General features: G+C 71.2%; 12 protein-coding genes. 5 read left to right on the top strand and 7 right to left on the bottom strand.

Translation table 11 applies throughout. The features are described from left to right. Nucleotides 1-17: 17 nt before the first annotated feature. Nucleotides 18-1841 carry an endonuclease/exonuclease/phosphatase family protein gene (locus ACWFR4_RS00495; protein WP_453461937.1) on the bottom strand — a complete coding sequence of 608 codons (1824 nt, stop codon included), beginning with the start codon at nucleotides 1839-1841 and terminating at the stop codon, nucleotides 18-20. Between the two features lie 216 nt (nucleotides 1842-2057). Between ACWFR4_RS00495 and ACWFR4_RS00490 the strand changes: the two genes are divergently transcribed. Together ACWFR4_RS00490 and ACWFR4_RS00485 are read left to right on the top strand one after the other, a co-directional pair. After that, nucleotides 2058-3500, top strand: coding sequence for a hypothetical protein (locus ACWFR4_RS00490; RefSeq protein ID WP_453461934.1), 1443 nt, complete (start codon nucleotides 2058-2060; stop codon nucleotides 3498-3500). A gap of 231 nt (nucleotides 3501-3731) precedes the next feature. Continuing rightward, the gene (locus ACWFR4_RS00485) at nucleotides 3732-5195 is read left to right on the top strand and encodes an alkaline phosphatase PhoX (protein ID WP_453461931.1); all 1464 of its coding nucleotides are present in this window, start codon (nucleotides 3732-3734) and stop codon (nucleotides 5193-5195) included. Between the two features lie 65 nt (nucleotides 5196-5260). On the opposite strand, the gene ACWFR4_RS00480 is transcribed toward ACWFR4_RS00485, so the two are convergent. Continuing rightward, nucleotides 5261-6157, bottom strand: a complete 897-nt coding sequence (locus ACWFR4_RS00480; protein ID WP_453650043.1) for a serine/threonine-protein kinase — start codon at nucleotides 6155-6157, stop codon at nucleotides 5261-5263. A 168-nt stretch (nucleotides 6158-6325) separates the two neighbouring features. Here ACWFR4_RS00480 and ACWFR4_RS00475 point away from each other — a divergent pair, with 168 nt between their 5' ends. The 3 genes from ACWFR4_RS00475 to ACWFR4_RS00465 all read left to right on the top strand — a co-directional run bounded on the left by ACWFR4_RS00475 (nucleotide 6326) and on the right by ACWFR4_RS00465 (nucleotide 8426). After that, on the top strand, nucleotides 6326-6976 hold the full coding sequence (locus ACWFR4_RS00475; protein WP_453460261.1) for a GntR family transcriptional regulator: 651 nt from the start codon (nucleotides 6326-6328) through the stop codon (nucleotides 6974-6976). A 61-nt stretch (nucleotides 6977-7037) separates the two neighbouring features. Then, a complete protein-coding gene (locus ACWFR4_RS00470) occupies nucleotides 7038-8057 on the top strand; it encodes a 1-aminocyclopropane-1-carboxylate deaminase (protein ID WP_453650041.1) in 1020 nt (339 codons plus the stop codon). A gap of 141 nt (nucleotides 8058-8198) precedes the next feature. Further along, nucleotides 8199-8426: a CarD family transcriptional regulator gene (locus tag ACWFR4_RS00465; RefSeq protein WP_453460257.1), complete on the top strand. Its 228-nt coding sequence runs from the start codon at nucleotides 8199-8201 to the stop codon at nucleotides 8424-8426. A gap of 222 nt (nucleotides 8427-8648) precedes the next feature. Here the strand turns inward: ACWFR4_RS00465 and ACWFR4_RS00460 are convergent, their stop codons facing one another. The 5 genes from ACWFR4_RS00460 to ACWFR4_RS00440 form a co-directional block, all read right to left on the bottom strand. Then, the gene (locus ACWFR4_RS00460; RefSeq protein ID WP_453650626.1) at nucleotides 8649-9872 is read right to left on the bottom strand and encodes a TerD family protein; all 1224 of its coding nucleotides are present in this window, start codon (nucleotides 9870-9872) and stop codon (nucleotides 8649-8651) included. A 73-nt stretch (nucleotides 9873-9945) separates the two neighbouring features. After that, nucleotides 9946-10935: a zinc-dependent alcohol dehydrogenase family protein gene (locus ACWFR4_RS00455; RefSeq protein WP_453650039.1), complete on the bottom strand. Its 990-nt coding sequence runs from the start codon at nucleotides 10933-10935 to the stop codon at nucleotides 9946-9948. Next, nucleotides 10932-11762, bottom strand: a complete 831-nt coding sequence (locus ACWFR4_RS00450) for a carbohydrate ABC transporter permease (RefSeq protein WP_453460251.1) — start codon at nucleotides 11760-11762, stop codon at nucleotides 10932-10934. The genes ACWFR4_RS00455 and ACWFR4_RS00450 overlap by 4 nt, the downstream gene beginning before the upstream one ends. Beyond that, a complete protein-coding gene (locus ACWFR4_RS00445; protein WP_453650037.1) occupies nucleotides 11759-12694 on the bottom strand; it encodes a carbohydrate ABC transporter permease in 936 nt (311 codons plus the stop codon). The genes ACWFR4_RS00450 and ACWFR4_RS00445 overlap by 4 nt, the downstream gene beginning before the upstream one ends. Beyond that, nucleotides 12691-14061, bottom strand: coding sequence for an ABC transporter substrate-binding protein (locus ACWFR4_RS00440; RefSeq protein ID WP_453650035.1), 1371 nt, complete (start codon nucleotides 14059-14061; stop codon nucleotides 12691-12693). The genes ACWFR4_RS00445 and ACWFR4_RS00440 overlap by 4 nt, the downstream gene beginning before the upstream one ends. Between the last annotated feature and the right edge of the window lie 24 nt (nucleotides 14062-14085).

Raw genomic sequence — 14085 nt, 5'->3', positions numbered from 1 at the left:
GGACAGGCCCTCAGGTGCTACGGACGGAACCGCAGCACCTGCGGGTCGTGGTCGCTGATCTGGTCGTTGAACTCGCTGTTGACGTGCACGCTGTCGTACGCGAAGTCGTCGTGCCGGATCGACGGGCTGATCAGGATCTGGTCGAGGACCTGGCTGTTGCCCTGGTAGTCGTACGTGTAACGCTCGCTCCTCGGCAGGGACTTGATCGCCGACCACAGGGCGCCGCCGTCCTCCAGGCGTTGCGCCGTGCCGGAGAACTCGAAGTCGTTGATGTCGCCGAGCGTGACGACGGCGGCGTTCTTCTGCGCCTTGAGGATCTCCTTCACGAAGCCGTTCACCGCGTCCGCCTGCGCGTGGCGCTGGGTCTCCGAGCTGCGCGCCGGCGGCTGGTACTGCGCCGTCAGGCCCTGGTCGCCGCCCTTGGACGCGAAGTGGTTGGCGATGACGAAGACCGTCTTCCCGCGGAAGACGAACTCGCCCGCGAGCGGCTTGCGGCTGTTCTTCCACGCATCGTCGGCCGGGGCGATCCGACCCGGGGACGCGGTCAGCGCCGCCCGGCCGTGCGTCCGGGTCACGCTCACGGGGGTCGTGGAGTCGCCGCCCGCGCGGTCGGTGAACGAGACGCGCTCGGGGTTGAAGAGGAACACCTGGCGGATGTTGCCGCCGGGCTCGCCGCCGTCCTGGTCGTTGACCGGGTCGATGGAGCGCCAGTCGTACTTCGGGCCGCCGGCGGCGACGATCGCGTCGATCAGCTTGTTCACCGTGACGTCCGCGGCGACCGTGCCGTCGTCCTTCGCGCCGTTGTTGTCCTGGATCTCCTCCAGGGACACGACGTCGGGCGACTGGAGGTGGTCGACGATCGCGGCCGCGTGCGCGGCGAACGTGCCGTCGGCCGGGTCCAGGTTCTCGACGTTGTACGTGGCCACGGCCAGCTCGCCGCGCTTCTGCTTCCGCGTCGTCTCCCGCTCCAGGCCCCCCTTGTCCAGGGTGCCGAGCTCCCGCGCGACCAGCGTGTAACCGCCGAACTGGGTGTAGTCCAGGGGGCCTTCGGTCCGTCCCGCCAGGGTGTCCCCGACGTTCGCCGCCGGGAAGTCGGCGACCGTGCCGAGCGACTGGATCTGGAGGCGGCCCGTGTTCTGGGACCCGTACGAGCCGTAGACGGTGCCGCCACGGCGCGTGGGGTTCTCGTGCGGCTTGACCGTCACCCACAGCTCGGCGTACGCGTCGGAGGCGGTGACGACACGCGAGGAGCCGACGCGTACGTTCATGCCCTCCAGGGACTCGTAGAGGTCCAGGGCGTACTTCGACGGGCGCAGCGGCAGCGCGTTGACCGAGCCGTTCGCCGCCGGGTCGCCGGCCGGGGCGTACGCGGCGGGGACCGACTTCGCGTCGATGACCGTGGCGGCCGGGAGCCCGTTGCCCGACGAGACGACCGTGACCGTCGGCTTGGTGATCTCCGTGACGGACTGGTTGCCCGACGAGGCGCCGCCGGGGACGTACTCCGAGACCGTGCCCGAGACCGTCACCGCGTCGCCGGCGGCGGCCTTCGGGGCCGAGCTGGTGAAGACGAAGACGCCCTCGCTCGTGGCGGGGTCGTCGTCAGGCGCCGTGTCCTGGATCCAGAAGCCCTTGGACGAGCCGTAGGTTCTGACGCCCGTGACCACACCGGCCACGTCCGTGACCTGTTTCCCGGCCAGCGGGGACGTCCGGGTCGCGCCCTGGATGTCATGGATGCGTATCGCGTCCGCGTGCGCGGGCGAGGTGAGGACGACGGCGGAGACGGTGGAGCAGACGGCGGCGACGGTCAGCGCGGCGAGGCGCGACGAGTTCTTGCTCGGCAAGGGGTCCCTCCGGGGACGTGCGTGATGCGCCGGGACGAGGGTGGAGCGAGCGGGCCGCTCCGTACTCTTCTACGCGCGTAAATGTCTTGTGGGGCAAGGGGAGTTGTCAAGGTTTCAGCGGTGTACGGTTCCTGACGGGTACATGAACCGGGCGGCATGCTGCCAAATCCGTCTAGGCTGAGCGGTCGCACAACACGTCCGGAGGAGAACAAGGCGATGTCAGACAGCTCCCCCCTGCCGCCGGCGAGGCTGCACTCCGAAGCGGAGCTCGCGCGCGACGCCCTCGCCACCCCGCTGCTCTCCCGCGCGGTGCGGCTCGCCCGCTGGGCGGGACCCACGATCCGGGTCGGCGCGGGCGGCGAACTCGTCGAGGAACAACTGCCCGCCGCGGCGCTCGAACTAGGGCTCGCCGCCGATGCCGACGGGGCCGCGGACGCGAGTGAGGCCTGGCGGGTCGCGGTCGACACCGGGCTCGTGGAGATCGTGGACGAGGAGGAGGGCACCGTCGCCGCGGGCGAGGACCTCGCCGTCGTCGCCTCCGGCAGCCCGCAGGACATCCTCGCCCTCTGGCTCGGCGCCCTGGACACCGCGCTCGCCGACGCGAGCGTGCCGGACCTCGACGACCTCGTCGACGTCTTGGAGGAGACCGGCGAGGTCGACTTCTCGCAGCTCGACTGGGACCCCGAGGCGGAGGCCGAGTTCCTCGAGGGCGTCCTCGGCAACCTCTATCTTCTGACCGTCACCGAGGCCGGCGCGGCCGACGAGCCCGTCCCGCTGCCAGCCCTCGCCGCGTCGATGATCGTGCCCGACGACATGGGCGAGCCCACGGACGACGTCCTGGAGCAGGTGTCGGACGCGATGCTGAAGCTGGACGAGCAGTTCCGGCTGCTCGTCCCGGTGGGACTCGTCGAGTTCCAGCCGGTCGACGAGGCACTGATGGCGGAGATCGAAGAGGGCGAAGGGGGCACAGAGCCCGACGCCTTCGACGACTCGGACGTCACGCGGTACGGCATGGTGCGGCTCACCCCGCTCGGGCTCTACGGCGTCCGCGCGCGCATGATCGACGCCGGTCTCGACGCGCCGGTCGTCGGCGACCTCGCGGACAAGGGCGCCGACACGCTGCTCGACGGCACGTCGTCGTTCCCGCAGGCCGCGGCGCAGGCCGAGATCGAGCAGTGGCTCGCGCGACGCCAACCACTCGTGGCGGCACGGGAGTTGCTGGCCGCGGCGCGCGGGACGGACACGGGGGCGCCGCTGCGGCGGCTGCGCTGCCAGCAGGCGCTGTCCCTCGTGGGCGGCGAGGCGGAGCCGGCGCTCAGGGAGGTGCTCGACGACGCGGAGTTGGGCGGTCTCGCGCGGGTCTGGCTCGCCGAGCACGGGGCGGGCGACGTGCCCGCGCCGCCGGAGTCCCTGATCTTCTGGCTCACCGTCGACACGATCGCCGCGCAGCTCGCCCTTGAGGGCAACTCCGACGAACTCCAGGGCCTGGTCGAGGGGCTCGCCGCGCAGCACCGCGGGTTCTTTGCGGCGGCGTGGAAGGTGGACCACCCGGCGACGGCGGACGTCCTGGAGGCGATGGGACGTCTGCACCCCGACAAGAAGGTGGCCAAGGAGGCCCGCAAGGCGGCGTTCAAGGCGCGTTCCGCGCAGGGCGGATAGCGGACAACGACGCCGGGACAGGGAGGGGGCGGGGCGCGAGGGCGCCCCGCCCCCTTTCGCGTACCGCCCGTCTCACCCACCCTCCGCCCCGCCCGCCGACGACCGTGAACGTGTTCGCTCTGCCGGCGTCGTGCGGAGTTCAGCCGCCGTTCAGGCATGGCAGGGACCGTGTGGCCGAAACCGCATCAGCGCCCGCTCCACCGCCACAGCCACCCGGTCACAGGAGACACCATGTCGCTCACCCGCAGGGACTTCACGAGACGCTCCGCCGCCACGGGCGCGGGCATCGCCCTGGCCGGCACCGTCGGCGCGCTCGCCACCGCTCCCGGTGCGCTGGCCGCCGAAGGGGACTATGAGGACGCGCACACCGAGGGCCGCGAGGGCCAGGACGGGCACCACCACGGTGTCGGCTACGGCCCGCTCGTCGACGACCCGAAGGGCCTGCTCGCCCTGCCCGCCGGATTCTCGTACCGCGTCATCACGTACACCGGGAAGACGACCCTGGAGTCGGGCGAGTCCACCCCGTCCAACCACGACGGCACCGCCACCTTCGACGGTCCCCGCGGCGCCACGCTGCTCGTCAACAACCACGAGATCGGCGGTGCCCGCACCAAGGCGAAGTACCCGGTCCCGCTCGCCGAGGGACTCGTCTACGACCCGGCCGCCGCCGGCGGCTGCACCGTCGTCGAGGTCCGCCGCGACGGACAGGTCGCCGAGTGGGTCGGCATCGCCGGCACCGCCACCAACTGCGCCGGCGGGCGCACCCCTTGGGACACCTGGCTGACCTGCGAGGAGACCGAGGACAAGGCCGGCGCCAACGGCATGACCAAGGACCACGGCTACGTCTTCGAGGTCGACCCCGCGGACCGCCGCGCGAACCGCGCGCCCAAGCCGGTCAAGGCCTTCGGCCGGTACGCGCACGAGGCCGTCGTCATCGACCCCAAGCGCGGGCACGCCTACCTCACCGAGGACGCGTCCGGCCCCAACGGCCTGCTCTACCGCTGGACCCCGCCGAAGGGCTTCCAGCACGGCCGCGGCAAGCTGCGCACGCTCGCCGACGACGCGGGCGTCCTCCAGGCCACCAAGTGCTTCGACTCCGGCGGCCGCTTCGTCGACGACCTGTCGCGCGCCACCCAGATCGGCACGGTCTACGGCGTCGACTGGGTCGACGTGCCCGACCGCGACGCCAAGACCGTCTCCGTGCGCAAGCAGTTCGCCGACGGTGAGGTCACCCGCGCCCGCAAGCTCGAAGGCATGTGGTGGGCCGACGGCGGCACGTACATCGTCTCCTCGTTCGCCCGCGCGGAGAGCCCCGTCCAGCACGACGGACAGGTCTGGTTCTACGACCCCAAGCGCCGCACCCTGACGCTCAAGGTCCTGCTCGGCGTGAACGCGGACCCGTCCAAGGACGGCGCCTTCGACGGCCCGGACAACATCACCGTCTCTCCGTACGGCGGCCTCGTCATCGCCGAGGACGGCAACGGCATCCAGCACCTGTTCGGCGCGACCGACAGCGGACGCACGTACCCCATCGCGCGCAACGAGCTGAACATCGGCACCGAACAGGAGCCGGAGTACAGCGAGTTCACCGGCGTCACGTTCTCGCCCGACGGCCGGACCCTCTACGCGAACATCCAGACCCCGGGCATCATGCTCGCCATCACGGGGCCGTGGAAGCGCCAGCGCTCGAACTGAGCGCGTTCACCCTCCGGCCGGCGCGCACGCACCTGTCGTGCGCGCCGGCCGCGGTCGTTCCCGGGTCAGTCCTGCTCCTCCGCCGACAGCCGCTCCGCGAGCGACTCCTCGTGCACGTGGATGAGAGCCGCGACCTCCTCCTGCTCCCACCAGGGATACGGGGTCGCCCGCGCGACGCACCACGCCAGGACCTCGGGGACCGTCGGACGGGCGTACGGGGACTTTGCCAGGCAGCCGGCGAGGAACGCCTCCCACTCCTGGTCCGGGACGCCGACCAGGTCCGGCGGCTCGTGCAGTGTGCGATGGATGACGTGCGGGGCGTTGCCCGCGCCGTGCGGATTGCGGCCCGTCGCGCAGAGGCCGAGCAGCGCGCCGAGCGCGAACACGTCCGCGGGCGCGCCGGCCGGGACGGCGTGGGTGATCTGCTCGGGCGCCATGAAGCCGGGGGAGCCGACCGGTTCGGGGGCCGGTTCGCCGATGCCGGGCGTCCCGCCGCCCGGGACCGCCGCCTTCGCGACACCGAAGTCGATGACCTTGGGCCCGGCCGGCGTCACGACGACGTTCGCCGGCTTGAGATCGCCGTGCACGAGCCCCGTCGCGTGGATCGCCGTGAGCGCCCCGGCGAGCGAGGCGCCGATCGCGGCGAGAGCACCCGGGTCCGGGAGGCCGAGCGCCGCCACCGCCTCGGACAGCGAGGGGCCCACGCAGAACTCGGCCGCGAGCCAGGGCACCGCCGCCTCGGGATCGGCGTCGAGCACGGCCGCCGTGAAGGGCCCCCGCACGGCCCGCGCCGCCTCCGTCTCCCACCGGTACCGCGCCCTGAACAGCGGCTCGGCGGCGAGAGGTTCCCGCACCGTCTTGACCACCACGACCTGGCCCGCGGGGGAGCGCGCCAGGTGGGCGGTCCCCGTGCCGCTGTCGCCGAGCTGACTGACGAGGCGATATTCCGCGAGACGCACCATGGAACGCCATCCTCCTGTACGGCTTCGAACAGCGGTACCGCGGCTCGCCGCCGGCGGGCAGGGACGCCCGGAAGACCCGGGCCGCCGAGAGCCGCCGACGATCACTGCGACGCCCGGCAGCCACCGGGGGGTTCCCGCGAACGCCATTGGTATCTAACATTTCAGTTCATGGCGGCCATCCGACGGGTGCAGCGCACCCTCCTCAGAGACCAGGCGTGCACCGCGATCCGTGACGCCATCGTCGGCGGGGACATCGCGCCCGGCGCGGTCGTGCGTGACGCGGATCTCGCCGAACTCCTCGGCCTGTCCCGCGCGCCGGTGCGTGCGGCGTTCTCACGGCTCGTGGACGAGGGGCTCCTGGAGACCAAGCCGCAGAGCCACACCAGGGTCACCCACCTGGTGGCGGCCGACGTCCGGGACGCGGCCGCCGTCGTACGCGCCATGCACGAGCTCGCCGTCCGCACCGCCGTGCCCCGCCTCACCCGCGCCGACACCGACGCGATGCGCGAGGCCAACCGGCGGTTCGCCGCCGCCGTCGCGGCCGGTGACGTGGACGCGGCCCTGCGCGCGGACGACGAGCTGCACGGCGTCCCGGTCCGCGTCTCGGGCAACCGCGCCGCGGCCGAGACCGTCGCCCGCTACACGCCGCTCATCCGCCGCCTGGAGCGGCGCCGCTTCGGCCAGGGCGCCGCGTGCGGCTCCGCCGAGCCGCACGCCCGCCTCATCGACGCCTGCGCCGCGGGGGACGTGACGGGCGCGGTGCGGATCACGACGGAGATCTGGCGCGTACTGGAGGAACTGGCCGACGAGGAGGCGTAGCCGGCCGGCACACAAGGCGGGTCCTCGCACCCGCGACCCCGAACCGACCCCGGGAGGTCCCGTGACGATCGACGCGTACGAGCGCTACCCCCTGCTCTTCGGCCCCTCGCCCGTGCACCCGCTGGACCGGCTCACCGCGCACCTCGGAGGGGCCGCCCTCTGGGCCAAGCGGGAGGACTGCAACTCCGGGATCGCCTACGGCGGGAACAAGACCCGCAAGCTGGAGTACCTGGTCGCGGACGCCCTCGCGCGGGGCTGCGACACGCTTGTGTCGATCGGCGGGGTGCAGTCCAACCACACCCGCCAGGTCGCGGCCGTCGCGGCTCGCGCGGGACTCAAGTGCGTTCTCGTGCAGGAGAGTTGGGTCGAGTGGCCCGACTCCGTCTACGACAAGGTCGGCAACATTCTCATCTCCCGGCTCGCGGGCGCGGAGGTGCGCCTGGTGCGGGCCGGGTTCGGCATCGGCGTCAAGGAGAGCTGGGAGCAGGCGGTCCGCGAGGTGGAGGAGGCGGGCGGCCGCCCGTACGCGATCCCCGCCGGATGCTCCGAACATCGCCTCGGCGGCCTGGGGTTCGCCCGGTGGACGTCCGAACTGGCCGAACAGGAACAGGAGTTGGGTGTCTTCTTCGACACCGTCGTGGTCTGCTCGGTCACCGGGTCGACCCAGGCGGGGATGATCGCGGGATGCGCGGCGCTCGTCGAGTCCGGCGGCCGCCCCCGCCGCATCCTCGGCATCGACGCCTCCGCCGAGCCGGACCGCACCCGCGAGCAGATCCTGCGGATCGCCCGGGGCACGGCCCGGCTCATCGGCGTACGGAGGGAGCTGACGGAGGACGACGTCGAGCTCGACGAGCGCTATCACGCGGGGACGTACGGGGTCCCCGACGAGGCCACCCTCGACGCGATGCGGCTGGCCGCCCGCACCGAGGGCATGGTGACCGATCCCGTGTACGAGGGAAAGTCGATGGCCGGGATGATCGATCTGGTGGCCCGGGGCGAGATCGGCCCCGACGCGACCGTCCTGTACGCCCACCTCGGCGGCCAGCCCGCCCTGAACGCCTACAGCGCGTTGTTCCAGTGATCTGCGTCGCTGCAAAAACCCGTTCCGGAGGGCTCAGGCGCAGGTGAGCGCAGGTCGCGAGGGGTGCTTCACGGACATCGTCACCGAAGTGTGAGGACGTAGGCGTGGTGTCCGCGGGTGCGCGGGGCGCATACTCGTTGAATGACAAGGCCCCCCAGTACGCGCCGCCAACTTCCGGGCAGCCCCTTCAACGTTCCGGCAAAGCCCGCTCCGCCGGTCGAGCAGTTCGCCGTGGGCGACCGCGTTTCCCATGATCAGTACGGCCTCGGCAGGATCATCGGGGTCGAGGGCGAGGACGCCGTGCTCATCGACTTCGCCGGGCAGCAGGGCCGATTCCTGAGCCCGTTCTCCAAGCTGTCCAAGCTCTGACGTATCCGACGCTTCGGAACCGGCGCCCTGGATTCGGGGGTCGTGTCCACGGCTTCGGAGCCTGACGCCATGAGGCGGTCGGCAGCATGGGAACCCGTGCCGCCGACCGCCTCTGTCGTGTCCGCTCGTCACCCCTCGTGACGCCCCGGATCCCGGCGGCAACCCCTCGCTCGCATGAGCGAGGGACTGTCGTCCTCGGGGATCCTGTGCCGCAGGCCGTTCTCAGAGCGCCTGTGCCGCCGGCTTGACCATGCCGCGTACCGTCCGCGACTTCACGAAGTCGCCCATGGCCGTCATGTCCCACTCGCCGGAGAACTGGCGGATCAGCTTCGCCATCATCACGCCCGTCTGCGCCTCCGCGTTCGTCAGGTCGAAGCGGACCAGCTCCTCGCCTGTCGCCGCGTCGATGAGACGGCAGTACGCCTTGGCGACCTCGGTGAACTTCTGGCCCGAGAACGAGTTGACCGTGAACACCAGGCCCGTCACGTCCTGCGGGAGCCGGCCCAGGTCGACGACGATGACCTCGTCGTCCCCGCCGCCCTCGCCCGTGAGGTTGTCGCCGGAGTGCTTGATCGCGCCGTTCACGATCGAGAGCTTGCCGAAGTAGCAGCTGTCCACGTGGTTGCGCTGGGGGCCGAAGGCGATGACCGACGCGTCCAGGTCGATGTCCTTGCCGCGGAACGCCGGCTCCCAGCCGAGACCCATCTTGACCTGTGAGAGCAGCGGCTGCCCGCCCTTGACCAGGGACACCGTCTGGTTCTTCTGGAGGCTGACGCGCCCCTTGTCCAGATTGATCTTCCCGGCGCCCGGAGCGGGGGCCGCGGGCGCGGCGGCCGGAACCGCGGGGGCCGGCGCGGGCGGCGCCATGCGTGGGTCGACCGGGGGAGCCGTCGGCGCGGGCATGGCCTGCACGGGCTGTGCGGGCTGCACCGGAGCGGGGGCCGGGGCCGCGGGCTCCTCGACGCTCACGCCGAAGTCCGTGGCGATGCCCGCCAGGCCGTTCGCATAGCCCTGGCCCACCGCGCGCACCTTCCACGCGCCGTTGCGCAGGTAGATCTCGACGATCACGAGGGCCGTCTCGGTGCCGAGCTGCGGCGGAGTGAACGTGGCGAGCACGGAGCCGTCGTCGGCGCCCCTGATCGTGGCCGTGGGCTCGATGCCCTGGAAGGTCTGGCCGGCCGCGTCCGGGCTCGCGGTGACGACGATCTTCTCGACGCCCGGCGGCACGGCGGCCGTGTCCACCACGATCGCGTCCGGTGCCGTGCCGCCGCCCGAGCGGTAGGTCACGCCCGGGCCCGAAGGCTGGTTGTAGAAGATGAAGTCGTCGTCGGAACGCACCTTGCCGTCGGCGGTGAGCAGCAGGCCCGAGACGTCGAGCCGCACCGGGGCGGCGACGTCCACCGCCACGCGGGCGGTGGACAACGGGATGTTCGAGCCGGGGGTCATAGCGGTCATGCCGGGGTAACGAGCGATGTCGCTTTGCCGTTCCCTTACCTGCCGATGACTTCGCACAGATGGCTCACGGCACCACGACGATCTTGCGCCCCACCCCGGACGCGAACTGGTCGAGCGCCTGCGGATACGCGTCGAGGGGCAGCCGGTCGCTGATGAACACGTCCGGGTCGAGGACACCGCCCGCGAACAGCTCGGCGGCCCGCTCGTAGCTGTGCAGGACGGCCATCGAGCCGGTGATGGTGATCTCCTGGTTGTAGATCCGGTACGGGTCGACGGACACGCGCGTGGCGTAGTCCGCGACGCCGAACTGGAGGAACGTCCCCGCCTTCGCGACCCGCTCAAGACCGTCCTGGATCGCGCCCGCGTTGCCCGTCGCGTCGATGACGACGTCCCAGCCCTGCGGCCGGTCGAGCTCGTCCGCGTTCGCCCCGGACCCCGAGACGCCCAGCTTCCGGGCGGTGGCGAGCCGGTCCGCGTTCAGGTCCACGACGTCGACGCTCGCGGCGCCGGTCCGCTTGGCGAGCTCCAGCATCATCAGGCCCATCGTCCCGGAGCCGTAGATCAGCACATGCGAGCCGAGGCGCGAGTTCAGCACGTCGTAGCCGCGTACGGCGCACGACAGGGGCTCGATGAGGGCCGCGTCCTCGGTGCGGACGTGGTCGGGGAGGCGTACGCAGTTGGCCACGGGCGCGACGGCGTACTGGGCGGCGCCGCCCGCGGTGGTGACGCCGATCGCGGCCCACCGCTCGCAGAGGTTGTTGTGGCCCGAGCGGCAGTAGCGGCACTCGTAGCAGTAGAGGGAGGGGTCGACGGCGACGCGGTCGCCGACCGACACCTCGCGCACGTCCCGCCCGAGGCCGACGACCACGCCCGCGAACTCATGACCGGGCACCACCGGCAGGGTCGGCGCGAACTCGCCCTGGAGGATGTGCAGATCGGTGCCGCACAGCCCGCACGCCGCGACCTCCACGACGACGTCGCGCGGTCCTGGCGTGGGGTCGGGGACCTCCGTGACCACTGCCTTGCCGACGGACTCGATGACGGCGGCCTTCATTTCACAGCTCCCAACGACAGGCCCTGGACCAGTTTGTCCTGGGCGGCGAATCCCGCGGCGAGTACCGGCAGGGAGATCACGAGGGACGCGGCGCACACCTTCGCCAGGAACAGGCCCTGGCTCGTGATGAAGCCGGTCAGGAAGACGGGCGCGGTCTGCGCGACGACACCGCTGAGCACGCGCGCGAAGAGGAGTTCGTTCCAGCTGAAGATGAAGCAGATCAGCGCCGTCGCGGCGATGCCCGGCATGGCGATGGGGGCCACCACGCGCGCGAGGAGGGTCGGCAGGCGCGCCCCGTCGATCCGCGCGGCCTCGATGACCGCGATCGGCACCTCGGCGAGGAACGACTGCATCATCCACACCGCGATCGGCAGATTCATCGAGGTGTAGAGGACGACCAGGAGCCAGATGTTGTCGAGCATCCCGGCGTTCTTGGCGAACAGGTAGATCGGCAGGAGGCCCGCCACGACGGGGAGCATCTTCGTCGACAGGAAGAAGAACAGGACGTCGGTCCACTTCTTCACGGGCCGGATCGACAGCGCGTATGCGGCCGGCAGGGCCAGGACCAGCACGAACAGCGTCGAGGCGAGCGACGCCACCGTCGAGTTGACGAGCGCGGGCCACGGGCTCGCACCGCCCGCCGTGCCGAAGAAGTCGCGGTAGCCGTCGAGGGTGAGGGACGCCGCGAACGAGGGCGGGTTGGTGGCGGCGCTCTCCTCCGAGTGGAAGGACGTCAGCACCATCCAGGCGATGGGCAGGAAGAACAGGATGCCGGCGAGCCAGGCGACGAGCCCGAGCCCTTTCACACGCGGTGGACGGAGATTCATGCGCGGGACGCCTCCTCGCGGAACAGCGACGACACCACGCGCAGCGCGAACGTCGCGATGATGATCGAGCCGAGGACGACCAGGACACCGGCGGCCGACGCGAGACCGTTCTCGTGGGCCTGGTAGAAGCTCTGGTAGACGGTGTACGGCAGGTTGGCGGTGCCGAGGCCGCCCGAGGTGATCGTGAAGACGGCGTCGAAGTTCTGCACGATGTACACCGAGCCGAGCAGGGCGCCCAGTTCGAGGTAGCGGCGCAGGTGGGGCAGCGTCAGATACCGGAAGACCTGCCAGTTGCCGGCGCCGTCCATCCGGGCCGCCTCGATGAGTTCGGGGGAGCGCGACTGCAGGCCCGCGAGCAGGATCAGCATCATGAACGGCGTCCACTGCCACACCAGGGCCGTCTCGACGGCGAGCAGCGGGGTGTTGGAGATCCAGTCGGGCTGGGGGCCGCCGACGTAGTGCAGCAGGCCGTTGAGGAGCCCGTACTCGGGGTTGTACAGGACGTGCTTCCACAGCAGCGCGGCGGCGACGGGGACCAGCAGGAACGGCGCGATGAGGAGCGTGCGCACGAGGCCGCGGCCGCGGAACTTCCGGTCGAGGAGCAGCGCGAGGCCGAGCCCGACGACCAGGCTCACGATGACGACCGTCGCGGTCAGCAGGATCGTCGTCAGGACGGACTTGCGCAGGTCCGGGTCGGTGAGCACCTCGCCGTAGTTGGCGAACCAGGTGAAGCGGCGGGCGTCCGGATACAGGGCGTTCCAGTCGAAGAACGAGATCACCAGCGTCGCCACGAAGGGCAGCTGGGTCACCACGATCATGAACACGAGGGCGGGCAGGAGCGGGGCCCTGGTGGCCCAGGCGCGCAGCCGGCCGGGGGACTTGGCGGTGCCCACGCGCGCGTGGGCGACGGGAACGGTCGTGGTCGCGGTCATCGTCCCTCGTACTCCTTCGCGATCTCGTCGGCGAGCTTCTGGGACTTCCTCAGGGCCGTGTCGACCGACTGGCGTCCGGCGATGGCCGCGCTGATCTCCTGCGAGACCTTGGTGCCGAGATCGGTGAACTCGGGGATGCCGACGAACTGGATGCCGGGCGCGGGCCGCGGCTGGACGCCCGGGTCGCTGGGGCGGGCCCCTTCGATGGCCGCGCGTGTCACGTCCTGGAAGGCGGCGGCCTCCTTGCGGTACTCCGGGTTGGTGTACGTCGAGGCGCGCTTGCCGGCCGGCACGTTCGACCAGCCGATCTGCTCGCCGACCAGGTTCTCGTAGCCCTTGCCCGACGCCCAGGAGACGAACTTCCACGCCTTGTCGGGGTTGCGCGAGGCGTTCTGCACGCCCCAGGCCCAGGTGTAGAGCCACCCCGAGCTCTCCGTCCTCTCGACCGGCGCGGGTACGTATCCGATCTTGCCCTTGACCGGGGACTTCGCCGATTCGAGCGAACCGGCGGCGGCCGTGGCGTCGTACCACATGGCGGTCTTGCCCTGGGTGAGGTTGTTGAGGCACTCCGCGTAGCCGGACTGGGCCGCTCCGGACTCGCCGTGCTTGCGGACGAGGTCCACGTAGAAGCGGGTCGCCTTCTCGAACCCGGGCGAGGTGAGCTGCGCCTTCCAGTTCTTGTCGAACCAGGTGCCTCCGAAGGTGTTCACCACCGTCGTCAGCGGCGCCATGAGCTCGCCCCAGCCGGGCAGGCCGCGCAGACAGATGCCCTTCATCCCGGGCTCGGCGCCGTCCGCCTTCGCGGCGAGGTCGGCGACCTGCTGCCAGGTGGGGTGCGCGGGCATGCGCAGGCCCTTCTTGGCGAAGACGTCCTTGCGGTACATGAGGAAGGACGACTCGCCGTAGAACGGCTGGCCGTAGAGCTTCCCGTCGTCCCCGGTGAGCGACTCGCGCATCGGCTCGAGGATGTCCCGCTCGTCGTACGCGGTGTCCTTGCGCGCGTACGAACCGAGCTCGTGCAGCCAGCCGTTGCGGGCGTAGATCGGTATCTCGTAGTTGCTCAGCGTCGCGACGTCGTACTGGCCCGCCTGGTTGGCGAAGTCCTGGCTGATCTTGTCGCGGACGTCGTTCTCCGGCAGGACGGTGAAGTTCACCTTGATGCCGGTCTCCTTGGTGAAGTGCGCGGCGGTCAGCTTCTGCAGCTCGGTCATCTGCGGGTTGTTCACCATCAGGACGTTGATGGAGTCACCGCCCGAGCCGGTCCCGCCGGCACCGGCCCAGCAGCCGGAGAGCAGCGGGGCGAGCAGCGTCCCTGCGGCGGCCGCGGCGCACAGCGCGCGCGGCCTCCGTCGGCTCTGGGTTCGCATGAATGCTCCTGAACGTATGAGGCA

The organism is Streptomyces sp. NPDC055140 (genome assembly GCF_053607285.1).
The sequence above is the reverse complement of the archived record's forward strand: the minus strand, read 5'-3'. Positions and strand labels throughout refer to the sequence as shown.

Bases quoted from the DNA above. Each gene is read 5' to 3' on its own strand.
- ACWFR4_RS00490 (WP_453461934.1), top strand. From the start codon at position 2,058: ATGTCAGACAGCTCCCCCCTGCCGCCGGCGAGGCTGCACTCCGAAGCG.
- ACWFR4_RS00485 (WP_453461931.1), top strand. From the start codon at position 3,732: ATGTCGCTCACCCGCAGGGACTTCACGAGACGCTCCGCCGCCACGGGC.
- ACWFR4_RS00480 (WP_453650043.1), bottom strand. From the start codon at position 6,157: ATGGTGCGTCTCGCGGAATATCGCCTCGTCAGTCAGCTCGGCGACAGC.
- ACWFR4_RS00475 (WP_453460261.1), top strand. From the start codon at position 6,326: ATGGCGGCCATCCGACGGGTGCAGCGCACCCTCCTCAGAGACCAGGCG.
- ACWFR4_RS00465 (WP_453460257.1), top strand. From the start codon at position 8,199: ATGACAAGGCCCCCCAGTACGCGCCGCCAACTTCCGGGCAGCCCCTTC.
- ACWFR4_RS00460 (WP_453650626.1), bottom strand. From the start codon at position 9,872: ATGACCCCCGGCTCGAACATCCCGTTGTCCACCGCCCGCGTGGCGGTG.
- ACWFR4_RS00455 (WP_453650039.1), bottom strand. From the start codon at position 10,935: ATGAAGGCCGCCGTCATCGAGTCCGTCGGCAAGGCAGTGGTCACGGAG.
- ACWFR4_RS00450 (WP_453460251.1), bottom strand. From the start codon at position 11,762: ATGAATCTCCGTCCACCGCGTGTGAAAGGGCTCGGGCTCGTCGCCTGG.
- ACWFR4_RS00445 (WP_453650037.1), bottom strand. From the start codon at position 12,694: ATGACCGCGACCACGACCGTTCCCGTCGCCCACGCGCGCGTGGGCACC.
- ACWFR4_RS00440 (WP_453650035.1), bottom strand. From the start codon at position 14,061: ATGCGAACCCAGAGCCGACGGAGGCCGCGCGCGCTGTGCGCCGCGGCC.